This window comes from Pseudomonas sp. KBS0707, from assembly GCF_005937945.2.
Classification (GTDB): Bacteria; Pseudomonadota; Gammaproteobacteria; order Pseudomonadales; family Pseudomonadaceae; genus Aquipseudomonas; species Aquipseudomonas amygdali.
The window spans coordinates 687834-711204 of record NZ_CP041754.1; the positions used below are offsets into that span (position 1 = coordinate 687834).

The 23371-nt window shown below is 57.9% G+C and carries 24 protein-coding genes and 5 pseudogenes; 23 read left to right on the forward strand and 6 right to left on the reverse strand.

Features of this window, described 5'->3' with window-relative positions:
• The first annotated feature begins 247 nt into the window (after positions 1 to 247).
• From FFH21_RS03230 to FFH21_RS03310, 15 genes and pseudogenes are all read left to right on the forward strand, one after another.
• Positions 248 to 442: a Com family DNA-binding transcriptional regulator gene (locus FFH21_RS03230; protein WP_004644430.1), complete on the forward strand. Its 195-nt coding sequence runs from the start codon at positions 248 to 250 to the stop codon at positions 440 to 442.
• 2 nt (positions 443 to 444) lie between these two features.
• Positions 445 to 1617 (forward strand): cellulase family glycosylhydrolase, encoded by a 1173-nt coding sequence (locus FFH21_RS03235; protein WP_011167612.1) that lies wholly within the window; start codon positions 445 to 447, stop codon positions 1615 to 1617.
• Positions 1618 to 1739: 122 nt separating this feature from the next.
• Entirely contained in the window at positions 1740 to 2129 is a 390-nt protein-coding gene (locus FFH21_RS03240) for a hypothetical protein (protein WP_003411734.1), read from the forward strand.
• Entirely contained in the window at positions 2110 to 2448 is a 339-nt protein-coding gene (locus FFH21_RS03245; RefSeq protein WP_011167613.1) for a hypothetical protein, read from the forward strand. The genes FFH21_RS03240 and FFH21_RS03245 overlap by 20 nt, the downstream gene beginning before the upstream one ends.
• A gap of 157 nt (positions 2449 to 2605) precedes the next feature.
• A pseudogene (locus FFH21_RS03250) lies at positions 2606 to 2839 on the forward strand (phage tail sheath C-terminal domain-containing protein); the annotation flags it as partial.
• 60 nt (positions 2840 to 2899) lie between these two features.
• Entirely contained in the window at positions 2900 to 3244 is a 345-nt protein-coding gene (locus FFH21_RS03255) for a phage tail tube protein (protein WP_011167615.1), read from the forward strand.
• Positions 3241 to 3537, forward strand: coding sequence for a phage tail assembly protein (locus FFH21_RS03260; RefSeq protein ID WP_002551918.1), 297 nt, complete (start codon positions 3241 to 3243; stop codon positions 3535 to 3537). The genes FFH21_RS03255 and FFH21_RS03260 overlap by 4 nt, the downstream gene beginning before the upstream one ends.
• Before the next feature lie 130 nt (positions 3538 to 3667).
• A pseudogene (locus FFH21_RS03270) lies at positions 3668 to 5805 on the forward strand (phage tail tape measure protein).
• On the forward strand, positions 5802 to 7187 hold the full coding sequence (locus FFH21_RS03275) for a DNA circularization protein (protein WP_011167616.1): 1386 nt from the start codon (positions 5802 to 5804) through the stop codon (positions 7185 to 7187). Before FFH21_RS03270 ends, FFH21_RS03275 begins: the two are co-directional and overlap by 4 nt.
• A gap of 3 nt (positions 7188 to 7190) precedes the next feature.
• Positions 7191 to 8318, forward strand: coding sequence for a phage baseplate assembly protein (locus FFH21_RS03280; protein ID WP_011167617.1), 1128 nt, complete (start codon positions 7191 to 7193; stop codon positions 8316 to 8318).
• Positions 8315 to 8407 (forward strand): annotated as a pseudogene (locus FFH21_RS03285) (phage baseplate assembly protein V); the annotation flags it as partial. The gene FFH21_RS03280 and the pseudogene FFH21_RS03285, both read left to right, overlap by 4 nt.
• A 131-nt stretch (positions 8408 to 8538) precedes the next feature.
• Positions 8539 to 9084 carry a glycoside hydrolase family 19 protein gene (locus FFH21_RS03290; protein ID WP_004660753.1) on the forward strand — a complete coding sequence of 182 codons (546 nt, stop codon included), beginning with the start codon at positions 8539 to 8541 and terminating at the stop codon, positions 9082 to 9084.
• Entirely contained in the window at positions 9081 to 9590 is a 510-nt protein-coding gene (locus tag FFH21_RS03295) for a lysis system i-spanin subunit Rz (RefSeq protein WP_004660754.1), read from the forward strand. The genes FFH21_RS03290 and FFH21_RS03295 overlap by 4 nt, the downstream gene beginning before the upstream one ends.
• Before the next feature lie 592 nt (positions 9591 to 10182).
• Positions 10183 to 11358, forward strand: coding sequence for an integrase arm-type DNA-binding domain-containing protein (locus FFH21_RS03305; RefSeq protein WP_011167620.1), 1176 nt, complete (start codon positions 10183 to 10185; stop codon positions 11356 to 11358).
• A complete protein-coding gene (locus tag FFH21_RS03310) occupies positions 11358 to 11660 on the forward strand; it encodes a hypothetical protein (RefSeq protein WP_041924422.1) in 303 nt (100 codons plus the stop codon). Before FFH21_RS03305 ends, FFH21_RS03310 begins: the two co-directional genes overlap by 1 nt.
• A gap of 61 nt (positions 11661 to 11721) precedes the next feature.
• Here the strand turns inward: FFH21_RS03310 and FFH21_RS03315 are convergent, their stop codons facing one another.
• Together FFH21_RS03315 and FFH21_RS03320 are read right to left on the reverse strand one after the other, a co-directional pair.
• Positions 11722 to 11922, reverse strand: a complete 201-nt coding sequence (locus FFH21_RS03315) for an AlpA family transcriptional regulator (RefSeq protein WP_011167621.1) — start codon at positions 11920 to 11922, stop codon at positions 11722 to 11724.
• On the reverse strand, positions 11919 to 12551 hold the full coding sequence (locus tag FFH21_RS03320) for a phosphoadenosine phosphosulfate reductase family protein (RefSeq protein ID WP_081002664.1): 633 nt from the start codon (positions 12549 to 12551) through the stop codon (positions 11919 to 11921). The genes FFH21_RS03315 and FFH21_RS03320 overlap by 4 nt, the downstream gene beginning before the upstream one ends.
• A gap of 111 nt (positions 12552 to 12662) precedes the next feature.
• Here FFH21_RS03320 and FFH21_RS03325 point away from each other — a divergent pair.
• The 6 genes and pseudogenes from FFH21_RS03325 to FFH21_RS03350 all read left to right on the forward strand — a co-directional run.
• A pseudogene (locus FFH21_RS03325) lies at positions 12663 to 14162 on the forward strand (phage tail tape measure protein); the annotation flags it as partial.
• A pseudogene (gene umuC, locus FFH21_RS03330) lies at positions 14162 to 15388 on the forward strand (translesion error-prone DNA polymerase V subunit UmuC); the annotation flags it as partial. The pseudogenes FFH21_RS03325 and umuC, both read left to right, overlap by 1 nt.
• A gap of 360 nt (positions 15389 to 15748) precedes the next feature.
• Positions 15749 to 16348, forward strand: coding sequence for an aminodeoxychorismate/anthranilate synthase component II (locus tag FFH21_RS03335; protein ID WP_002551940.1), 600 nt, complete (start codon positions 15749 to 15751; stop codon positions 16346 to 16348).
• Between the two features lie 21 nt (positions 16349 to 16369).
• The gene (gene trpD / locus FFH21_RS03340) at positions 16370 to 17419 is read left to right on the forward strand and encodes an anthranilate phosphoribosyltransferase (protein WP_011167625.1); all 1050 of its coding nucleotides are present in this window, start codon (positions 16370 to 16372) and stop codon (positions 17417 to 17419) included.
• A complete protein-coding gene (gene trpC / locus FFH21_RS03345; RefSeq protein WP_004663832.1) occupies positions 17416 to 18252 on the forward strand; it encodes an indole-3-glycerol phosphate synthase TrpC in 837 nt (278 codons plus the stop codon). The genes trpD and trpC overlap by 4 nt, the downstream gene beginning before the upstream one ends.
• A gap of 29 nt (positions 18253 to 18281) precedes the next feature.
• Positions 18282 to 18977, forward strand: a complete 696-nt coding sequence (locus tag FFH21_RS03350; RefSeq protein WP_011167626.1) for a lipoate--protein ligase family protein — start codon at positions 18282 to 18284, stop codon at positions 18975 to 18977.
• An 11-nt stretch (positions 18978 to 18988) separates the two neighbouring features.
• Here the strand turns inward: FFH21_RS03350 and crp are convergent, their stop codons facing one another.
• Positions 18989 to 19633 carry a cAMP-activated global transcriptional regulator CRP gene (gene crp, locus FFH21_RS03355; protein ID WP_004660759.1) on the reverse strand — a complete coding sequence of 215 codons (645 nt, stop codon included), beginning with the start codon at positions 19631 to 19633 and terminating at the stop codon, positions 18989 to 18991.
• Positions 19634 to 19842: 209 nt separating this feature from the next.
• Between crp and FFH21_RS03360 the strand changes: the two genes are divergently transcribed.
• Both FFH21_RS03360 and speD read left to right on the forward strand, forming a co-directional pair.
• A complete protein-coding gene (locus FFH21_RS03360) occupies positions 19843 to 20265 on the forward strand; it encodes an OsmC family protein (protein ID WP_004660760.1) in 423 nt (140 codons plus the stop codon).
• Positions 20266 to 20507: 242 nt separating this feature from the next.
• On the forward strand, positions 20508 to 21302 hold the full coding sequence (gene speD / locus FFH21_RS03365) for an adenosylmethionine decarboxylase (RefSeq protein ID WP_002551946.1): 795 nt from the start codon (positions 20508 to 20510) through the stop codon (positions 21300 to 21302).
• Positions 21303 to 21378: 76 nt separating this feature from the next.
• Here speD and coq7 read toward each other — a convergent pair whose 3' ends face one another.
• From coq7 to FFH21_RS03380, 3 genes are all read right to left on the reverse strand, one after another.
• The gene (coq7, locus tag FFH21_RS03370; protein ID WP_004660761.1) at positions 21379 to 22026 is read right to left on the reverse strand and encodes a 2-polyprenyl-3-methyl-6-methoxy-1,4-benzoquinone monooxygenase; all 648 of its coding nucleotides are present in this window, start codon (positions 22024 to 22026) and stop codon (positions 21379 to 21381) included.
• 122 nt (positions 22027 to 22148) lie between these two features.
• Positions 22149 to 22487, reverse strand: a complete 339-nt coding sequence (locus tag FFH21_RS03375; protein ID WP_004660762.1) for a histidine triad nucleotide-binding protein — start codon at positions 22485 to 22487, stop codon at positions 22149 to 22151.
• 103 nt (positions 22488 to 22590) lie between these two features.
• On the reverse strand, positions 22591 to 23367 hold the full coding sequence (locus tag FFH21_RS03380) for an SDR family oxidoreductase (RefSeq protein ID WP_005743961.1): 777 nt from the start codon (positions 23365 to 23367) through the stop codon (positions 22591 to 22593).
• Between the last annotated feature and the right edge of the window lie 4 nt (positions 23368 to 23371).

A 23371-nucleotide genomic window follows, 5' to 3' on the forward strand; every position in this document is an offset into this window, starting at 1 on the left:
ATCCGGGTCGATTGCACAGCTGTGGCCGAACTCGTGTTGAACTCCGGTCAAACTCGACCCACCCCGAAACTGCCCCTTCCCAGCCTTTCCGGAGGGGGGTAAAAAGGTCCCACGATATGCGATTTGCGCCTCAGGGCAGCAGCCGGAAACAGGCTGAACAACAGCCACAACCGGTCACTCGCGACCCATCTCAAACCCCGCCTCGGCGGGGTTTTTCATTGGGTCAGGCACACGGAGGCCAGTGCAAATGTTGAAGGACTTTCGATGCGGGCAGTGCAAGAAACTGCTGGCCCGCATGGGTGAGTACACAGAGCTCCAGATCAAATGTTCCCGCTGCGGAACGTTGAATCATGTGAAGGCCGCGCGCCTCGAGTTATCGCCGTTGAGCGACAGAGGTACAGCAGCGTCGTTGCTGCCTCGCGGTGCTAATCAGAGGTATTAATCATGTCCAATAGCAGTTCTGCTGTCAGCCAGCTCAAGAATATTCCGCTGGTAGGTATCAACCTGGGTTCAGTGGCTAACGCCGGGCAGATCGTGCCTGGCGAGGCAGGGACTCATTATCAGTGGCCCAATCGTGGAACCATCACTACCTGGGTCAAGAATCGGGGCGTGCGTCTGATCCGTTTCCCGTTCGAACTTCAGCGCGCTATTCAACTGTCGACTCTGGACGGCCTGCCAGGTCAAGGGGCGAACCTGAATACCGACTTCGTGAAGCGCTGGAAAGAAATGCTTGGCTGGATTCGTGAAGACTCCATTGGCGAGGCCAGAATCATTCCTGATCCGCACCACTACATGCGTTTGCATCGCTACGAAACCGATGCAAACGGGAACCTGATCGGGCGCATTCTTCCTGCCGCGGAGGCCGGTAATCAGAACGGCTGGAAGGCAACCGAGTCGGTATTGATCAAGGATGGGAACGGTGTCAGTGGCACTTTCTGGAGCGCCGTTCACCTGGCCAACTTTCACCAGAAGCTGGTCACCGAATGCGACGATCCGATGGTGTTGGGCTGGGGGTTGGGTAACGAGCCGTATTCGAATACTACGGTGGGTGCCAAGGACTACATTACGTTCCCTGCTCTTGAGGCGCTATACATCAGCACGATGAATACCGTGCTGCAGGCGTTGCGCAACAGCTCGAAAAAGCCGGTGTTCATTTGTGGGCTTGAGTTTGCAAGCGCCAGAAACTGGGCCACCGTCTCTGCCAACCTTCAGTCGAAGATCGTCGACCCGGCCAATGCAATTGTCTGGGAAGCCCATGCTTACGGCGATTACGATAAAAGCTCCAGCGGTGCCTACGCCAATAACAACGACCTGATCTCGCCGACCGTTCTGCGCGATGAAATCGTGGGTCCGTTTCTGACCTATGCCAAGACCAACAAGATGGCCGCATTTATCGGCGAAACAGGGATTCCGCCAACGGCTGCCGGTCGCACCGCGCTGAAAAACCTGCTCGATAAAGCGAAGGCGGAAAAAGTGCCAGTGACACTGTGGGTCACAGGGCCAGGCACCGATGGCGAAAAGATGAGCCTGGAGGCCAGCAATCAGGCGGAGACCGTCGCACTGGTCACACCGTACTTTGCCGAGCGCATTGCCCTGTGGGGTTATGCACAAGCATGACGGTGCAAGTCATTCCGTTCTGAACCAACAACGGAGCCCCGCATCAAGGGGCTCTTTCCAGTTTATTCAGGCTTTCGATTTTCGAGGGCCTTGAGAGTCCACTACCCTATTACGGAGCACCAATGGACCCAACCGACCTAGGCCCAGGCACAGCTACCTGGCTGGGCGGCACGGGCACAATACTGCTTGGCGGCTTTCTATGGCTGCGCAAGTTTCTTTCCAGAGATGCAACAGACCGGGCGATGGACAACGCGGACATCGGTACGGTGCGCCGCCTCAATGAGCTGCTCGACTCCGAGCGCCAGGCGCGCAAGGAGGCTGAAGCGCGGGCTGATCAGTTCGCCAAGGAGCGCAACGAGCTCGCCGCAGCGGTTGGGCGGATGGAGGGCAAGATCGAAGCCCTCACCAGCCACATCGTTCAACTCACCGACAAGGTCACCACGCAAAGCGCCGAAATAGCCCGGCTGCGATCCCAACTCGGAGGTGCAAACGATGCACAGATGCGCAATTGATTTCATCGCTCGCCATTGGTGGCGGCGCCTGGAGGTCTGGCTGATTTCCGTGCTGCTGATCGCTGGCTGCCTGATGCTCGGTTTTCAGGCCGGGCAGTGGTCGGCGAATGCCGAGCATACGCAGCAGCTGGCCGAGGTTCGCAATGCCTACGACGCAGCACTGGGCAAGCGCGCCCGGCGCCTGGACAGGCTGGCCGAAACCACCACCCAGGCGGCAGACAAGGTCGAGAGTGCTGCATCAATTGCCAATCAGGCCGCTCACACGGCCAGCCGTGCTGCAGACAAGGCTGATGAGGCGTTGGGCAAGGCGAACCAGTAGGCGTTTCCCACGCCGCAATCAACCTTCAACACACGCGGAACCCCTCATGAAGATAACCCCGATAGTTGCCCACTTGCAGGCGACCTGCCCGAGCTTTGCCGGGCGAATCAGTGCCGGTATCGACTGGGCGGCGGTCGCCCTCGGTGATCAGCTCGCCCAGCCGATCATCACGCCGAGCACCATCCGTGGCGAGTTGATTGCGCAATACGCACGTCTTGAAGAAGAGGGTCATGTGGAGAACGCCGAAACGTTCGCCCAGCACCTGATTGTCGAGCGTGACGGCAATGACCCAAGCCGCGTGAACGTGATGTTCCCGCCTGACTACATCAACGGCCTGCGCGTGTTCGCGCTGCTCAACCAGTTCCGCTTGCAGTACGACGAAGCGGCATAAGCCTAACCAACCCTTTCAAGCCCGCCTCGTGCGGGTTTTTTCATTCTGGAGATAAACAACATGGGTCAGAAAGTTGCGGGTACCTGCTACATCAAAGTGGATGGCACCCAATTGACCATCAGCGGCGGCGAAGCGCCTCTGATGAACATCAAGCGCGAGACCGTCGTGCCTGGTTACTACAAGGAAACCGAAAAGGCCGCCTGGTTGAAATTCACCGCCGTGCATACCGCGGATCTGCCGCTCAAGCTGCTCACTACCGGTGTGGACATGACCATCACCTGTGAGTTCAAGAACGGCAAGACCTACGTCCTGTCAGGCGCCTACCTGGTCGATGAGCCGAGCAGCAAGGCTGACGACGGCACCATCGAACTGCAATTCGACGGCAATCAGGGGAGCTGGCAATGAGTGAAGTCATCGACCTGGCCAGCCCGATCGAAGCGCACGGCGAAACCCTTTCGCAACTGACCTTCCGGCGCCCTACGGCGCAGGAAGCGCGGGCCATCAAGGCTCTGCCGTACAGGATCGACAAGAACGAGGAAGTTTCCCTGGATCTGGACGTGGCGGCGAAGTACATCGCCGTCTGCGCCGGCATCCCGCCCTCGTCGGTCAATCAGATGGACCTGTGCGACATCAATACGTTGAGCTGGAAGGTTGCGAGTTTTTTCATGGCAGCGGCATCAGCAACCTTGAAGGACTGATCGCCGTCGTTTACGACCTCGCGTACTTCTGGAAGACCGATCCCGAACTGATGATGTCCAGGGAGCTGGACGTCATCACCGAATCGATCTTGCAGGCGCAACGCATCAACCAGATCCTGCAGGGGGAGTGATGGCAGACACTATCAGAACGCTGATTACCGGCGTCGACCAGCTGTCTCCAACGCTGGCAACTATCCGCAACAATGTCAAAGGCCTCGAGACCAGTCTGGGGGCCATAGACCTTGGCAAGGCAGTCACGGACAACGCTTTGGCGGGGCCTTTGATTGCCGGGGTAAAGGCAGCGATCGGTTTCGAGACCAGCATGGCCGGCGTGAAACGCTCGGTAAGCTTTGAAACACCGCAGCAGTTCCAGCAGATGGGGTCCGATATTCTGGACCTCAGTGAACGGCTGCCGGAAAGCGCCAATGGCATCGCGGCGATTGTTGCTGCCGGTGCCAAGGCCAATGTACCGCGTGAAGAACTGACCGGGTTTGCCAGCGATGCCGTGAAAATGGGTGTCGCATTCGATCAGACGGCGGCCGAGTCGGGCGACATGATGGCCTCGTGGCACTCATCGTTCCAGATGCCCAACCGCAAGTCGCGGCGTTGTCCGAGAAGATCAACGTGCTCGGCGGCAACAACCTAGAAAAGAAAATCGCCACCATGGTGACTGCAATGGGCCCGCTTGGGCCGGTTGCGGGCATGGCCTCCGGGCAACTGGCGGCAATGGGCGCCACGCTGGCCAGCGTCGATGTGCCGGCCGATGTGGCCGCCAGCGGTATGAAGCGATTCATGCAGTCGTTGACCGAAGGGGGCGCGGCGAAAGCCGGGGCGTTCGAGGCGTTGCAGCTCGACGTCAACCAGCTGACCCAAGGCATGCAGAGTGACCCGTCCGGGACCATTGAAAAGGTCCTGACGGCGGTCTCCAGTGTTGACCCTGGCAAGCAGTCGGATGTCATCACGCAATTGTTCGGCGCGGAATCGCTGGGTGCTATCACGCCACTGCTGGCCAATCTGGATGTGCTCAGGTCCAACCTGGCCAAGGTCGGCGAGGGCGTGCAGAACAGCGGCACTATCGAGAAGGAATTCGCCGACAACTCGCAGACCACGGCCATCAAAGAGATGACCAACCGTGTCGATCGTCTGGGCATCAACATCGGCAGTATGTTTCTGCCGGCGATGAACGAAGCAATGGCCGTGATCGGGCCGATGATTTCTCAGGTCGCCGCGCTGGCGGCCGAACACCCTGGCGTGATCAAGGGTGTGGTGGCCGCTGCGATTGCGTTCGGTGTATTGCAAGTTGCGGTCATGACCGCGACGACCGCCATGAGCGTACTTAGCGCGGTGATGGGCCTGTCACCGCTGGCCCTGATCGTGCGCGGCCTGGCGCTGGCGGCAGGTCTTCTGATTGCCAACTGGTCGACCGTCGCGCCTTATTTTCAAGCTGTCTGGGAAGCGATTCGTGGGCCGGCCATGGCGCTTTGGGACGTACTAAAGGCGGTATTCGCCTGGACGCCGCTCGGTATGATCGTCGCCAACTGGCAACCGCTGTCCGAGTTCTTTGCTGCGCTTTGGGACGTTATCAAGGCGCTGGCAACCCCGTTTTTCGACTTCCTGCAGACGCTGTTCGCCTGGACGCCGTTGGGCATGGTCGTGGCCAACTGGCAGCCAATCTCCGAGTACTTCGCCGGGCTATGGGAAACCATCAAGGCCGAGGCGCAGCCGTTTACCGATGTGCTGGCAACGCTGTTCAGTTTTTCGCCGCTGGGCATGGTCATCGAGAATTGGCAGCCGATCAAAACCTGGTTCGCAGGTCTGTGGGCGGACATCAAGCCATTCATCGAACCGATCATGAGCTGGTTTGGTGGCGACACTGATAAGACCGTGCTGCAGCGGGCAACCGAGAAGGCCAATCAGTTCGCGGAAGAACAGCGGATACGCAACGCAGGGCCGGGCGGCGGGACCGGTGCGTTTCTGGCGGCCGGTGCCGTCGAGAACGTTCGCATGAATCAGCAGTTGCTCAATCAGGCCACTGGCGTGCCGTCGACCAGCCAATTGCTCGGCGTACCCACCCCGCTAGCGCCCGGCAGCCTGTTGTTGCAACAGGGCGCAGCCGGGGCCGGCCCGCGACTTGAAGGCGAGCTCAACATTCGCTTTGAAAACGCGCCGCCGGGCATGCGCGCCGGACAAGTGCAAACCAACCAGCCGGGTTTGACGATATCGCCAAACGTCGGTTATCGAACCCTCGGTGCAGGAGCCGGATCATGAGTACATGGCGTGACAGCCTGCTGCCAGCGTCTTTTCGGGGCGTCGGTTTTTTCATTGAAAAAGCCGTCGTCCCGGCAGGCCGCAAGGGGCAGTTGCATGAGTTTCCACAGCGCGACGAGCCTTATTTCGAGTCGCTGGGCAAACAGTCGAAAGTTCATACGCTGACGGGGTTCATTGTCGGTCCCGACTGTTTCGAACAGCGAGACAGACTGCTGCAGGCACTGGAGCAGGAAGGTGCCGGCGAGCTGGTACATCCCTGGCTGGGTCGCGTGCAGGTTCAGGTTGGCGAGTGCGGCGTGACACACAACCTGAGCGAAGGCGGACTCGTCCGGCTGGACCTGAAATTCTATCCGGCCAACCCGCTCAAGTTTCCCGTGTCGACGCTCAATACGCGACGGCAGTTGCTGGGCGCGTCCGAGAGCCTGTTGGATTCGGCGCTCAGGCGCTACCGCTCGGTGATGGCCACAGTGGACGCGGTACGTATCAACATTCAGGCGCTGCGCAGCGCCCTGTCGGGTGTGTTCGCGACCATTCAGCGGCAGTTCGTACCGTTTATGGCGATCTATTCGGATGTCACCGCGCTGGTGCATTCGCTGGTCAATGCGCCGTTGACGGTCAGCACGCTGTTTACCACGTTCTTCGCCAGTTTCGACGGTGACAGCCAACGAGCCAGAAGAGCGAGCGGCACCAGCAGTTCCGGCAGCTCGGTCACCGGCAGTTCAGCAAGCGCTTCCGCGAGCGGCAATAGCGGCGGCACGTCCAACAGGATTGCATCAAGGTCCAGCGGCAACGGTGGGGCGTCTTCTGTTGAAACGGTCGATTACCGGTCTGTGATTTCCGAGGCCACACAACAGGCAGAGGCGGTGTCCGGTATCAATCTGGTCAGCCAGGGCAGCGGTCGTGATACCAGTGTGACGGCTCAGGCCACTGCCAACCTGGTTCAGGATGCGCTGTTGGTCAAGGTGGCGAGAATCGTCGCGAGCATGCCGATTGCGACGACGGTCACGCCGCTCAACGTGGTGCCCTCGCTTGATCAGCAGGTGACGCAAGCCCTGCAACGCGTGGATGTGCCGGTTGCCGATGACGTCATCGAACTGCGCGACACGCTGAGTTCGGCCATCTGGGAAGCGTCGTTGAAAGCCGATCCCGAACATTACCTGGCGCTCAACACGTTGCGTCAGGCGTTGATCAGGCACCTCAACGCGGTGGCGGCCTCCGGTGTACGTCTGGTGGACATGAAGGTCTCCGAGCCTTTGCCCGCGCTGGTGCTGGCCTATCGCCGATTCGGTGACGCCAGCCGGGCGCAGGAAATGGTGCAGCGCAATCGGCTGGCCCACCCGGGTTTCGTACCGCCAGGCACGCTGAAGATCGCACAGGAGTGACCCATGATCGACCCTAACGTTGTCACCCTGACGGTTGACGAGCACGACTATGCCGGCTGGAAGTCGGTGGAAATCTCTGCCGGGATCGAGCGTCAGGCGCGCAGCTTTGACGTGAGCATTACCTGGCAGTGGCCGGGCACTGAAATCTCGCATCCGATCACGCCCGGCGCAGCGTGCGAAGTACGTATCGGCGGCGAGTTGATTCTGACCGGCTGGGTGTTTGCCGCGCCGATCAGCTATGACGGCAAGCAAATCACGCTAAAGATTTCCGGACGCTCGAAAACCGCCGACCTTATCGACTGCTCGGCCATCAACAGGCCGAGCCAGTGGAAGGAGGTGGGGGTGTTGAAGATCGTTGAAGCGCTGGCTGCTCCTTATGGTTTGTCGGTGATCAGCGAAATACCGGAGACCTCGAAGATGGCCGATCACACCATCGAGCCTGCCGAAACCGTGTTCAAGTCCATTGACCGGCTGCTGACCCTGTTCCGGATTTTTTCCACCGATGACGAATACGGCAATGTGGTGCTGGCCAGGCCGGGTAGTCGCGGGCAGAGCGCAGACGCGCTCGAACTCGGCAAGAATGTGTTGAGCGCAGTCATCGCGCGGGACTTTTCCGGGCTTTTTTCCGAATACCTGGTCATTGGTCAACAGACCGGTAATGACCAGACGTTCGGCAAGGAGTCGTCGGAGGTCTCGGCAGAAGTCACGGATGACCGGCATGACGACCCCGCGCATAAAAAGCGTCTTCGCGTACTGGTCGTTCATGAGGATGCGCCGATCACACCGAAGCTCGCCCTGAGTCGCGCCAATTGGGAGCGTGGTCAGCGGGCCGGCAAGGCACTGCTCACCACCTACAAGGTCCAGGGCTGGCGGCAGTCCAACGGGGCGCTCTGGCGGCACAACACCATGGTCCGGGTGATTGATCCGGTCATCGGTTTCACAAGCCGCAACATGCTGATTTCAGCCGTGACCTACTCGCTGAGCGACCAATGCACGATCACCACACTGGTGGTCGGTCCGCCTGAAGGTTTCCAGGCCGAGCCAGGTGACCCCAACAAGCGCAGCAAGGTGCAGGTCAATCAGGACGCTTACTCCTGGCTGTTGCCCATCGACGAGGAAACAACCTCATGAGCTTACTCAATCGCATGCTGGTGCGTGGCACGGTGGTGCTCGCCAGGGCCAGCAGCAAAATGCAGGCGCTGCAAATGCGCCTCGGAGCCTGATGCTCAGAAGACGATGGCTGGATAACGCCCCGCACTGACGGGGCGTTGTTTTATCCGCAGTGAGCATTGCGCTTGAAGCAGAAAAACTTCGTCGACCTAGGATGTAAGCAAGCTACTTAGGAGGGCCAATGCCTATAAATGAAAAGCAACTGCTACAAATCCTCCCCAACGCCGGCCCTAAAGCCGGCGTTTTTGTTCCTGCTCTCAACACCGCCATGGCCCGCTACACCATCAACACCCGCCTGCGTATCGCTGGGTTCATCGCTCAGATCGGGCATGAATCCGGGCAGCTTCGTTATGTGCGCGAGCTGGGTAGCGACAGCTATCTGGCCAAGTACGACACCGGGCAGTTGGCGCTGCGTCTGGGCAACACGCCAGAGGCAGATGGCGACGGTCAACTGTACCGAGGGCGCGGGCTGATTCAGGTGACGGGGCGGGCTAACTACGAAGCGTGCGGGGAGGCGCTGGGGCTGGACTTGTTGCGCCAGCCGCAACTGCTTGAACAGCCGGAGCATGCCGCCATGTCGGCGGCATGGTTCTGGGACCGGGCCAACCTCAATGCGCTGGCAGACAAGGGTGATTTTCTGATGATCACCTGCCGCATCAACGGCGGTACCAACGGCCTGGCGGATCGGCAGGCGCTTTACCAGCGGGCATTGGAGGTGCTGCCGTGAAAGTGCTGGATATGCGATTCCTGATCCTCGCATTCGTGCTGGGGTCAGGGCTGGGTACATGGGCCGCCTGGCAGTGGCAGGCGGCTCACTATGGTCTGCAACTGTCTACGCAAACGCTGGCTTGGCAGCAAGAGCGCGAGCAGGCGGCGCTGGCGGTCGTCGACTGGCAGAACGCTGAACAAGCGCGAAGGCGGGCGCTGGAACTCCGTCTGCAAGATAACGATACAACCATTCATAAGGAACTGAGCGATGCACAGACTTCTCAGGCCCGCTTGCGTGATCGTCTGGCTACCGCTGATTTGCGGCTGTCAGTCCTCCTTGCCAGCCCCACCGCTGGCGATGGAATGCCAACCGCCTCCGGTTCCGGCGGCGTGGTTCATGGAAGCTCGCGAGGCGAACTTGACCCAGCGGCTGCTGGACGAATTGTCGCCATCACCGACTACGGCGATCAGGGATTGATCGCTTTGAAGGCCTGCCAGGCCTACGTGCGCGAGATTGCGCACTGATGTTCCCTCCGGCACCCCACCTTTGGCCATCGTGCCCCTGCCTGAAACCCGCCTCCGCAAGGAGGTGCGGCCCTCTTTTCAGCCTTTACAGGCTTTTCAATCGGTCTTGCCCGGTACATTCATATTGCACCGGTCGGTTCGGTACGCTAATGTCCCGAAACGTACCGATGAGACCCCTTCCGTGACGACTGTCAGCAAACTCTTGATGCGCGTTATCAAGGCTCACGCCCGTTGGCGTTGGCGCGCCTGACTATTTCCTTGCCGGCCCTGCCGGACCCGTACCTGTATGCCTTCGATTTTGTGATGTTTTTCTCCGTCCCCCGGCCTTATGGCTGACGAGGGGATGCATGAGTGAAGCAGAATCCGGAAGGCCTGAATCAAGTCAGTAAATCAAAAGGTTGATAGCAAAATGCTGCTGATGATTGATAACTATGATAGTCGTCCGCCATTGTCCGGCGTCGTCCGTTTTTTCGCTGATGTTGCCGGTTTTGCTAACTGATTCATCCGCTATTGTCCGTTGTGGTGCGGAGACATCCAGATAAAACGCGGGTATGGTTGCGGGTATAGAATACTGGATACCCCGCATACCCTCATGGCCCTTACCGACCTCAAGATCCGCCAGGCTAAGCCGGGCAAAACCTCCTCTAAACTGACCGACAGTGGCGGCCTTTATCTTGAGGTCACTACTGGTGGTTCCAAGCTCTGGCGCTACAGGTTTCGTCTTGCAGGCAAAGAAAACACCTATGCCATTGGGGCCTACCCCGAGGTATCGCTTTCTGACGCACGGACTGAGCGGGATGCAGCGAGGGATTTGGTCAAGTCGGGGCGGAATCCTGCGCACGTTCGGCAAACCGAGAAGGCGCAGCAGCTGACCGAAAATCGTAATACGTTCAAGATCGTGTCGCAGGAGTGGATTGAGAAGCGGCTGGCCCAGCGCACTCAAAAGTACCGAGATCAGATCGAGCGGGCATTCGTGAACGACGTCTACCCTAGAATAGGTCGGTTACCCCTGCGTGAAATTACAGCTGCCCAGGTATTGGAGATCATCACTGCAATGGACCGTCGTAACGCCACCACCTTGGCGCTGATGGTTAGGCAGTGGATCTCTGCGGTGTTCTGTTATGGCGTGGCTACCCTGCGTGCGGACTCTGATCCTGCGTCAGCGGTGAGAGGGGCTATCAGGCGGAACGAGGTCAATCATAGCCGCCCAATGAGTCTGATAGAGCTGAGGGAGTACTTCAGGGCGGTCAAAACCTACGGTGGTCATCGAAGAACCGTAATTGCGCTCTACCTTTTGCCGATCTTATTTGTGCGAACCATTGAGCTGCGTCTGGCTGAGTGGTCCGAATTCGATTTGGATGCTGCATTGTGGACGATACCGGCCCGGCGCATGAAGAAGCGCAAGATTCACTTGGTTCCGCTGCCTGAGTCCGCATTGGCTCTGCTGCGTGAGCTTCGTGAGATAACAGCGGGTAACCTTCTGTTTCCCGGAATGCGTCACCCGAAGGAACCAATCAGTGCTACCACATTAAACCGCGCGCTTGAGTATATGGATTTGAAAGGCTGGCATTGTCATGACTTTCGTGCAACTGCATCTACTCACCTTTACGAATCTGAGCTATGGTCTAGTGACGTGATTGAATTTCAATTGGCGCATGTCGAGCAAAAGAAAAGCAAGGCAGCCTATAATCATGCATCGTACCTCCCAGCACGAAAAGCGCTAATGCAGTGGTGGGATAACTATATTTTTGGTAGTGAGAGTGATTGATGAGTGTCGTAAAATTATTTGATACAGCTACTAGCCCGGTTGACGTTTTTGATGAGGTTGTCAACTCTGGTATTGCGGGTGTATATGGTGGGCGACTTGCGGTGAGAGAAGTAGCAAGCCAGGTAGGGGGGCTGGCCAAAATAAACGGTGTTTGCGTTAGCCAAGAAGGTGGCTACATCAGTTCAGGTCTCACGCACAATCACTCACGGACAGAGCTGGCATATATGTTTGATGATCGTAAGTTTAGCGTAGATCAAGCTCTGGATGCAGTCGAGAAAACTTATGACATAACTTTCCCATGAGGTTATGAATGAAAAAAAGAAGGCAGGTTTTACTCACTTCACCTGCCTTTTGATTGCGCGATCAAGCCGCAAATCTGGCGAGCTTCTGTAGCTCAATCCAATCCTGTACTTCCTTTTGTGACCAGCGGGAAAAGCGTCCAAGTTTGGTCGGAGCTGGAAAAGTACCAGCAGCGATGAGCTCGTAAATTGTCGATTTACCGAAGCCAGCTTGCCGACATACCTCTGGGAGTTTGATCAATATATCAATGTCGTGATCGCTCATGCGGCTTCCCCCAGCTGGACGTTCGTATCGTTAAAACCATCAGCTCCCGAGTCACACAGCCCATAAGCGCTGGAGCAGGCCGTCGCGTCTGTAGCGATCATCAGATCGTATTGGATACCTCCTCGTGCCGTTTTGGACCACTCCACTGCCTGGCGGATGCTTGCTATTTCCATCACTTCGACTGCGCTCATGTTTGCAATGGAGCCTTTCGGATGTTTCGTGTTGGAACCGGCGAAAAATGTGGCTGCGCCTCTTTTGCTAGCTTGCTGAGTGATCCTTTCCCAGCGGTCGATGCGGTCAATCACTTCTGGAAAACGTAGGGCGATCTCCCGGAGTTCGTCTTTGCGGCAGTTGATGCAAGGCATGCATCCGACCCTCCCCATTCCCTGTGAGTAGAGCGGGTTCGGTTTGATGCCCATGTAGCGGTGCGCTTCGAACACAGCTGGTATATCCCACTTGAGGATTGGCCGATAGTTGAACAGACCTCCACCGACTTCATCGCACTCGGGCAAATACCGCCGATTGATCGACTCGTCGGCTCGTACCCCTTGCCAGCTCATAATCATGTCGCCATTGCCAAGGAGTGGAAGGACTACTTGCTCAAGCATCGGGTCACGTTTCAACTCCATGGTGCAGAACTGTGCCTTACGGCTGGGAAAGCGACCTTTCCAAATACATAGGTCGAGGAAGGGGTTGCCAGTGGGCTTCAGCACACCCAGTGCTGCCTGTACCACTGACTCAGCTTTGAAGCCAGCGACATGGCTCGCTGGTTTCCGCAGTTGCTGGCGGGCATGGGCAAGTTGGGTGTCACCGGCATGGATTCGGTGAGCCAGCTCGGCGCAATGTTGCAGGTCCAGATGAAAACGGCCGGTGGTTCGGATGAGGCCGCCAACAACCTGAAGAACTGGATGGAGAAGATCGGCTCCACCGATGTGGTGAAGTCGTACAAAGACGTCGGTATCGATTATCAGGGATCGCTGAACACCGGTATCCAAAAGGGCATGTCAACCCTGGAGTCCAGCTTTGCGCTGGCCCAGCGGTACATCGAAAAGACAGACCCTGAAAAAGCCAAAAAAATGAAGGAGGCAACGGCCAAGATCAGTAAGGAGGCTGATCCGGCGAAAGCCAAGGAGATGCTCGACTCGTTGGAGCAGGCGCTACGCACTGGCGATCTGTTTGCTGACATGCAGGTCAAGGCCGCACTAACCGCTTACACGCAAAATCGCGCGTTGTATGAGCAACTGAAAAAAGACTCACAGAACGCTTCGGGGATCCTCGACAAAAACCTGGCCGAGCGCCGTGGTGCATCGTCGCAGATCTGGGCCGAGACGTTTCAGGCAGTCAACGATTCGATGCGCAGCATCGGTGATGCGATACGTCCGGTCACTGACGCGGTTGCGAAGGGCATTACTGCAACGGCTAAAGAGTTTACTGCGCTTTCTGACACATCCAAGCCAGTGGTGCTGGCCATCGCGTCGATAGGCACTGGGCTGCTGGCGCTGAAGTCGGCTGCCGGTGTGTTCAAAATCGGCAAGGGCTTGCTCAACCTGGGGCGTGGCTCCCTGACTGGTGATCCGAACAAGGTGCAGAAAGTCTACGTCACCAACTCCGGAGACAAAGACGATAAACCTGAAGGGAAGGTGGGTGCGGTCAAAGGATTGCTGGAAACAGGTCTCAAAGCGTTCAAAGGCAACGACAAAGCAAAAGGTAAGGGTAAGGACAAAGCTGATGCTGACGGCAAGGGCGGCGCTGACGATGCTGGTGACGATGCAGAGGAAAGCGGCAAGACAGGTTTTGATCCGGTCGACACCGGCCTGAAGATCCTTGATCTGTTTGGTGAAGGTGGTAATGACTCTGACGGTGCCAAGGGCGGCGGCAGTTCTGAGCCGCAGAAGGTCTTTGTGGTCAACGCCAGTGCGTTTGGTGGTGGTTCGGATACGCCAGGTGATCAACGCCGATCCCGCCGCAGTCGACGGCGCGGTGCTGCTGGCGGTGCCGGTGGTCGACGCGCAGGACCTCCGCGTCCTCCGACACCGCCAGCTCCTCCCGTACCTGCAGGCCGACTGGCGCGGTTGGCTGGTGCAGCAGGCAAGCTAGGTAGCGTTGCCAAGATGGTACCCGGCGCGAAGTTTCTGGATGCGGGCATGCTCGCTCTGGACACGTATCAGAACGCCGAGACCCAAGACGAGAAAGCGGAAGGCTACGGTGGCGCGGCGGGTGGCTTGGCCGGTGCACTGGCAGTTGTGAGCGGGTCTTCCGTCCTGACCTGGAAAAGACTCCTATCGTTGTCCTCAGCAACAACGACGGATGTGTCATCGCCCGCAGCTATGACGCCAAGCCATTTGTGAAAATGGGGGCTCCGTATTTCCAGATCAAAGAGGTGCTGCGCCGCAATGGGATCAAGGTGTTCAGCAGCAACTACGCGCTTTATGGCGACATGAGCGAGCGCGTGATGTCGATCATCGAGTCCATGGTGCCCGCCACTGAGGTTTACAGTATTGACGAAGCGTTCGCGGACTTGACTGGCATCCCTGGGGATCTCACAGCATTCGGTCGTCGCATACGGGCTTCCGTCCTCAAGTGCACGGGCATACCTGTCGGGGTCGGCATCGCTCCTACAAAAACCCTGGCCAAGCTTGCGAATCATACCGCCAAGCGCTTATTGGCTCAGACAGGTGGTGTCGTCGATATCTGCGATCTGCATAAACGCAACTGGGTGCTGCGTAACACAGCAGTTTCCGAGGTCTGGGGCGTGGGCAGGAAGATGAAAGCACACCTGGAGGCGATGAACATCCGCACCGCAATGGACCTGGCCAACGCCGATCCGCGCACCTTGCGCGACCGTTTCAGTGTTGTCATTGAAAAGACAGCTCATGAGTTGGCCGGCACTCCATGCCTGGAGCTGGGCGAGGCCGCGCCCCCCAAGCAGGAGATCTGCTGCAGCCGAATGTTTGGTCAGCGGCTGACTACGATTGAGCCAATCAAAGAAGCGGTGGCCACCTATACGCAACGTGCTGCCGAGAAGCTTCGCTCTCAGAGTTCCCTGTGCAAGAAGATCCGAGTCAGCATCCGCACCGGCATGTTCAACCCTGAAGAAGCCAAGTACGCCAATGGGGCGCTGGTTGAACTGCCGTATCCCACCAACGACGTTCGCTTGATGACGAAAGCCGCGACCGAGGCGGTCAACCGTCTGTTCCGGCCGGGCTTCAAGTACAGCAAAGCGGAGGTGTTGCTACTGGACCTTCGTCAGCCAGGTGAATTTACGGATGATCTTTTCGCGGCCTCGCAGCCGGTCGCCGCCGAGAAGGTGATGGGCGTACTGGACGAGATCAATACGCGCTGGGGCAGAGGGACCCTTAGGACGGGAAGTGTGCCTACGAATCCTGAGTGGGCCATGCGGCGCGACATGATGAGCCAGAGTTACACCACAAGGCTTGATCAGCTTTGGACTGTCCGAAGTGAGTGATCAATTCTAGCGCACAGAAAAAGATCAGTGAGAGGCTGCCACTCCTAAGATCCGCAGCTTTGCTATCGTACAATGATATTGCACCGTAGGATTGGGTACGATACTGTCCTGCAACCTCCAAATGAGACTCCCTCCGTGACGTTGGTCAGCAGACTCTTGATGCGCGTTATCAAGGCCCATGCCCGCTGGCGTTGGCGTACCTGACATTTCAACCCGCCGACTCCGGCCTCCTGTGCTTATTTCCCATTACCTGCACGCAACGCAACCGTTACCAAGCAAACATAGTAGCGGGTACAAAAGCGGGTACGAAAATCCAAGAGGCCAAATAAAAGTGAGCAAATTCAAAAGGTTAATATAAAAATGCTGCTGATGATTGATAACTACGATTCGTTCACCTACAACGTCGTGCAGTACCTCGGTGAGCTGGGGGCCGATGTCAAAGTCATTCGTAACGACGAACTGACCATTGAACAGATCGAAGCCCTGAACCCCGAGCGCATCGTGGTCTCGCCTGGCCCGTGCACACCCAATGAAGCCGGTGTCTCGCTTGAAGTGATCAAACATTTCGCGGGCAAACTGCCGATTCTGGGTGTGTGCCTGGGGCATCAGTCCATCGGGCAGGCCTTTGGTGGCGATGTGGTGCGTGCGCGTCAGGTGATGCACGGCAAAACCAGCCCGGTGGTGCATCAGGACGGCGGCGTGTTCGAAGGCCTTAATCATCCACTGGTGGTAACCCGCTACCACTCGCTGGTGGTAAAAAGCGATACCTTGCCCGAGTGCCTGGAAGTGACCGCCTGGACTGCGCTGGAAGACGGCTCGGTTGACGAGATAATGGGCCTGCGTCACAAAACGTTGAACGTGGAAGGGGTACAGTTTCACCCTGAGTCGATTCTGACCGAGCAGGGCCACGAGCTGTTCGCCAACTTTCTCAAGCAGAGCGGCGGCCATCGTCAGGGCTAAGGATTTTTTATGACTACCCCCATGAACATCAAAAGCGCGCTGAACCGCGTGGTCAACCAGCTGGACCTGACCACTGACGAGATGCGCGACGTCATGCGCGAGATCATGACCGGCCAATGCACCGAAGCGCAGATCGGTGCGTTTCTGATGGGCATGCGCATGAAGAGTGAAACCATCGATGAGATCGTCGGTGCTGTTTCGGTCATGCGTGAGCTGGCAAGTAGTGTCGAGCTGAAAACACTGGATGGCGTTGTAGACATCGTTGGCACTGGCGGTGACGGCGCAAATATTTTCAACGTGTCCACGGCGTCGGCTTTTGTCATCGCAGCTGCTGGCTGCAAGGTGGCCAAACACGGCAACCGCGCCGTGTCAGGCAAGAGCGGCAGCGCCGATCTGCTGGAAGCCGCCGGGGTTTATCTGAACCTTACGCCTGTTCAGGTGGCTCGCTGCATCGACAGCGTGGGCATCGGCTTCATGTTCGCCCAGTCTCATCACACGGCCATGAAGCACACTGCCGGGCCGCGCCGCGAGCTGGGTCTGCGCACACTGTTCAACATGCTTGGCCCGCTGACCAATCCGGCCGGGGTTCGCCACCAGATCGTCGGTGTGTTCAATCAGGCGTTGTGCCGGCCGCTGGCCGAGGTGCTGCTGCGGCTGGGCAGTAAGCATGTGCTGGTGGTGCACTCGCAGGACGGCCTGGACGAGTTCAGTCTGGCCGCGCCGACCTTCGTTGCCGAGCTGAAAAATGGCGAAGTGACTGAATACTGGGTACAGCCCGAAGACCTGGGCATCAAAAGCCAGAGTCTGTATGGCCTCGCTGTGGAAAGTCCGGCAGTTTCGCTGGAACTGATTCGTGATGCGCTTGGGCGACGCAAGACCGAGAACGGGCAGAAAGCCGCGGAAATGATCGTGCTTAATGCCGGTGCCGCGCTCTATGCTGCCGATCATGCGACCAGCCTGAAAGAGGGTGTGGCCTTGGCACACGATGCCCTGCACACCGGCCTTGCGCGGGAAAAGCTGGAAGAGTTGGGTGCCTTCACGGCAGTATTCAAACAGGAGAACGAAGCATGAGCGTGCCAACCGTACTGGAAAAGATTCTTGTCCGAAAGGCCGAGGAAATTGCGGCCCGTCGAGCAATTGTCAGCCTCGCCGAACTTGAACAACAGGTCGCCAGCGTCGATGCGCCACGTGGCTTTGCCAACGCGCTGATCACTCAGGCCAGGTTGAAGCTGCCTGCCGTCATCGCAGAAGTCAAAAAGGCGTCTCCAAGCAAAGGCGTTATCCGGGAGAATTTTCTGCCGGGCGAGATCGCCAGAAGTTATCAGGCGGGAGGCGCGACCTGTCTTTCAGTGCTCACTGATGTCGATTTCTTTCAGGGTTCCGATGCCTATCTTCAGGAAGCGCGGGCGGCGTGCAATTTGCCGGTGATCCGTAAGGATTTCATGATCGATCCTTATCAAGTGGTCGAGGCTCGCGCGCTGGGCGCTGACTGCATTCTGCTGATCGTGTCGGCACTGGAAGACGGGCAAATGGCTGAGCTGGCCGACGTTGCCAAGCGTGTCGGGCTGGACGTACTGGTCGAGGTGCACGACGGCGACGAGCTGGAGCGCGCACTCAAGACGCTTGATACACCGCTGGTGGGTGTCAACAATCGCAACCTCCACACCTTTGAAGTGAGCCTGGAAACCACGCTGGAGTTGCTACCGCGCATCCCGCGTGATCGCTTGGTCATTACCGAAAGCGGCATTCTCAATCGTGCGGATGTCGAGCTGATGGAAATCAACGATGTCTATTCGTTCCTGGTGGGCGAGGCTTTCATGCGCGCCGAACATCCGGGCGCCGAGTTGCTGCGGCTGTTCTTTCCGGAGCGCAAGCTTGCGGCGAGCGGCCCGTCCATCGACTGACTGAACTGAACACCACGCTGAGGTCCGGCATGCAAGACTCGATCATCGACATCTGCGCCGAACAAGGCTTGCAGGCCGAGCAGGACCTTCTGGCGGCTGTGTGCTCCGGCGCTGCCGATCATGGGTTGCTGTTCTGGCGACCTACTGATCGGGCGCTGGTCATGCCGCGGCGCATGAGCCGCTTGCCGGGTTTTGTCGAGGCCAGCGAGACTCTGGCTGACAATGGATGGCCCGTGTTGTTGCGTGAAACCGGTGGTGAGCCGGTGCCACAATCCTCTGCCACGGTGAATATCGCGCTGGTCTATGCACAGCCCGCTGCTGATGTTGATCGTGACCGCATAGAAACCGCCTACCTGCGCTTGTGTCAGCCGCTGCTCGACCTGCTGGTCGAATTGGGCGGCCAGGCTTCATTGGGCGAAGTGGCAGGTGCATTCTGTGACGGCCGCTTCAACGTCAACCTTGATGGTCGCAAGATGGTCGGAACAGCACAGCGCTGGCGGCAAAGTCAGGGCGGAACGCGTCCTGTGGTGTTGGCCCACGGCGCATTGCTGCTGGATGATGAACGTGTACAGATGGCGGGAGCGGTCAACCGCTTCAACGAGCTTTGTGAGCTTGAGCCACGTATTCGGGCCGAAAGCCACGTTGCCTTGCACGAAGTGTTTCCGGATGTCGACGTTCTGCCTCGCCTGGCGCAGGCCTATCGGCAGCTACTCGCTGAACTCTGACTGGCAGAGGTTCAGCGCGTACCGTACACCACCATCGTTTTTCCCTTGACGTTGACCAGGCTCTGCTCTTCCAGGGCCTTGAGCACGCGCCCGACCATCTCTCTTGAACAGCCTACGATGCGTCCGATCTCCTGGCGGGTAATCTTGATCTGCATCCCGTCCGGGTGGGTCATTGCATCTGGCTGCTTGCACAGCTCAAGCAACGTGCGAGCTACTCGCCCGGTGACATCGAGAAACGCCAGATCACCGACCTTGCGTGTGGTGTTGCGCAGGCGCTCGGCCATCTGACTGCCCAGAGCGTAGAGAATTTCCGGCTCCTGGCGGGTCAGCTCGCGGAAGGCGCCGTATGAAATCTCGGCCACTTCGCATTCGGTCTTGGCTCGCACCCATGCGCTGCGCACGGATTCGCGTCCCGGCTGCTCAAACAGACCCAGTTCACCAAAAAAATCCCCGCTGTTGAGATAGGCGACGATCATCTCGCGTCTTTCGTCATCTTCGATCAGAACCGTGACTGAGCCTTTCAAGATCAGAAACAGAGACTCAGAACGATCACCCGCATTGATGATGTTGCTTTTGGCGGGGCAGCGGCGGCGTTCCGCATGGGGCAGCAGCTTGTCGAGACTGTTTGCTTTGGGCGTTAAAGTTATTGCGACCATGCGTGACTTCCGAAATAAGGTGTATGGCCAAATGGCATACCTGTAGGTATCGGCTGCGCCTGCATTCTCACCAGCTTTTCCAGACGTGTAGGAAGCTATTTGCGAATATTCCTACGCGTTTCCTACGAAAAGCATTTTTCCAATGCGTCCAGGCAGCGTTTGGCGCTGTGCTAAGCTGGCGACCCCTTTTTTACAGTGGAGTCCTGGCGATGAAGGCACGCATTCAATGGGCTGGCGAAGCCATGTTCCTCGGCGAATCCGGCAGCGGTCATGTGGTAGTGATGGACGGCCCGCCTGAAAGCGGTGGCCGCAACCTGGGTGTACGCCCGATGGAAATGGTGTTGATCGGCCTGGGCGGCTGCAGCAACTTTGACGTGGTGAGCATCCTGAAGAAGTCGCGCCAGCCAGTGGAAAGCTGCGAGGCATTTCTTGACGCCGAGCGCGCGGATGAAGATCCGAAAGTGTTCACCAAAATTCACCTGCACTTCGTCGTCAAGGGCCGCGGGTTGAAAGAAGCGCAAGTCAAGCGCGCGATCGAACTGTCCGCAGAGAAGTATTGCTCTGCCTCGATCATGCTCGGAAACGCGGGTGTGGAGATCACTCACGATTATGAAATTGTCGAGTTGACCTGAACGCCAGACATCCAACGATCATAAAAACGGCGCACACTCTGGCAGACGGCTTCGGACGTCTGCATAATGCGCCACTTTTTCAGGGCGCAGCATGTACTGGTTTTCTGCTGGCGGCCCGAACAGACAACCAAAATCGCCAACGCGAAGAGGTGTTAACCGTCCTACGCAGATGAGCCGGACTCAACTGACGGGCATGCTTGATCACGCGGCTGGCGCCGCACCCATATAGAGAGTTTTTAACGGTGAAAAGCAAACTCAAGCTCCACGGGTTCAATAACCTGACAAAGACCTTGAGCTTCAACATTTATGACATCTGCTATGCGGAAACCCCGCAGGACCAGCAGGCGTATGTCGAATACATCAACAGTGTGTACGACGCAGAACGCCTGACGCGGATTCTGACTGATGTTGTCGATATCATTGGTGCCAACATCCTGAACATTGCACGTCAGGATTACGATCCACAAGGTGCCAGTGTGACCATTCTGATCTCCGAGCAGCCGGTGACGCCTACCGAAAGCCAGATCGAAGAGTCGCCAGGTCCACTGCCGGAAACCATCCTGGCGCACCTGGACAAGAGCCACATCACGGTTCATACCTACCCGGAAATTCACCCGGTAGATGGTATCGCCACGTTCCGCGTGGATATCGATGTGTCGACCTGTGGCGTTATTTCACCGCTCAAGGCGTTGAATTACCTGATTCACAAGTTCGAGTCGGATATCGTGACCGTCGATTATCGCGTGCGCGGCTTTACCCGTGACGTGGAAGGCAAGAAGCACTTCATCGATCATGAAATCAACTCGATCCAGAATTACCTGTCCGAAGACACGCGCAACGGTTACCAGATGACCGACGTGAACGTGTATCAGGAAAACCTGTTCCACACCAAGATGCTGCTCAAGCAGTTCGAACTGGATAACTACCTGTTCGGCGACGCGACCAGCAACTTGTCTGCCGAGCAGCGCGAACAAGTGACCGCCAAGGTCAAACACGAAATGCTGGAAATCTTCTACGGCCGTAACGTAGCCGTATAAGCCCGGATTCCGGACATTAAAAAGGCGCCTGATGCAGGCGCCTTTTTTATTCGTCCTTATCCGTCCTGATGCGTCGTCAGATGCGATAAGTCGACTTGGTCATGACCTTGGCCAATATGCTCATGCCGAACTTGACCGGTGCCGGGAAGCGAAAGCCGCCTGCTTCCAGCGCTGACTCGGCATGGTGTTCTTCATCATTAAGCATCTGTTCCAGAATGGCCCGCGACTTTCCGTCTTCGCTCGGCAATTGCTCAAGGTGCTCACTCAAGTGCTTGCAGACCTGATCCTCTGTCGCCGCGACGAAACCCAGGCTGACCCGGTCGCTGATAACGCCGGCTACCGCACCGATCCCGAATGACAGGCCGTAGAACAGCGGGTTCAGCACGCTGGTATGGCTGCCAAGCTGATGAATGCGCTGTTCACACCACACAAGGTGATCGATTTCCTCTTCAGCCGCATGCTCCATCGCCTTGCGCACCTTGGGCAGCTTCGCTGTCAGCGCCTGCCCCTGATACAGCGCCTGGGCGCAGACTTCGCCGGTATGGTTGATGCGCATCAGGCCCGCAACGTGGCGAGTGTCGACGTCGCTCATCTTGTGATCGGGCTGGACAACCGCAGGGGAGGGCCGCTGCGGATGTGCGCTCAATGGCAGCAATGTGCGCATTGCGCTATCGGCTTGCAGTAGCAGACGGTCGAGGGGGGAATAGTGACGTTCGGTAGCCATGGGCACCTCCGGAAGATCATGTGGGCAGTTTACCCGAATCGGCCGCAGGCAGCAGGGGCTTGTGTCGACCGGCCAGCGAACATAACGGCCGCTGACCGGCTGCAAAGCCCGGAAACGCGGGATCAGCCCGGCGGCCAGTTCATCTGACGCTGACCGAGTACATGCATGTGAATGTGATAAACGGTCTGTCCGCCCAGATCATTGCAGTTCATGACCACGCGGAAGCCTTCTTCACAACCCAGTTCAAGGGCCAGACGCTGCGCTGTGAACAGGATATGCCCCGCCAGGCCTTTGTCTTCTTCGGTCAGATCGTTCAGGGTCCGAATGGGCTTTTTCGGGATAACCAGAAAATGCACGGGTGCCTGTGGGGCGATGTCGTGAAAAGCCAGTACCTGGTCATCTTCGTAGATGATCTTCGCCGGAATTTCCCGATTGATGATCTTGGTAAACAAAGTTTCCACAGCCGTTTGCTCCTTGTCGGTTGATGGTCGTCGCAGGGTATCGCTGTGCAGCAGTGCGCCTGAGTGTACTGAGCGAGACGCCGCTCGCCCAGTCGTTTGTCTGTCAGCGTGGGCAGTACTTCCTGTTGATGTAGCCGCTGATCTGGCGGGCCAGCCAGCGCGAGACCAGGCGCGGGCTGAGCGTCCATAGACGGGTACTGAAGCCGGGGATGATCACTGCACGGTCCTTTGCCAGTGCGCGAACGGTATACAGGGCCACTTCTTCGGGGCTCATCAGGTTGTCGACATTGACCTGCAACTGCGCGGTACGGAAAAAAGCCGTTCGGGTCGGGCCGGGGCACAACACCGAGACCTTCACCCCGGCCTTCTTCACTTCCTCGCGCAGCCCCTCGGAAAAATGCAGCACATACGCTTTGCTCGCGTAGTAGGTGCTCATCCACGGCCCTGGCTGGAAAGCCGCCACCGAGGCGACATTGAGTATCTGCCCACCACCCTGAATGGCCATGAGGTTGCCGACCGTATGGCACAGGCGCGTCAGAGCGAGGATGTTCAGGTCGATCAGGTCCTGCTCGGCGCTCCAGTCCTGCGCCAGAAAAGGTCCGCACGTGCCGATGCCCGCTGCATTGACCAGCAGGTCAATCTGATGCGCGCCGTCTTCCAGCTCCAGCAGGAAGCCCGAGAGTCGCAGCGGTTCGCCCAGGTCGCATGCACGAAACAGCACTTCCACGCCAAAACGCTGAGTCAATTCCAGTGCAATTGTTTCCAGCAGGTCGCGCTGACGGGCGACCAGAATCAGGCTGCGACCACGGCGTGCCAGCGCTTCGGCCATTGCCAGGCCTATGCCGCTGGACGCGCCGGTGATCAGGGCGTAACGGGTCATGCAT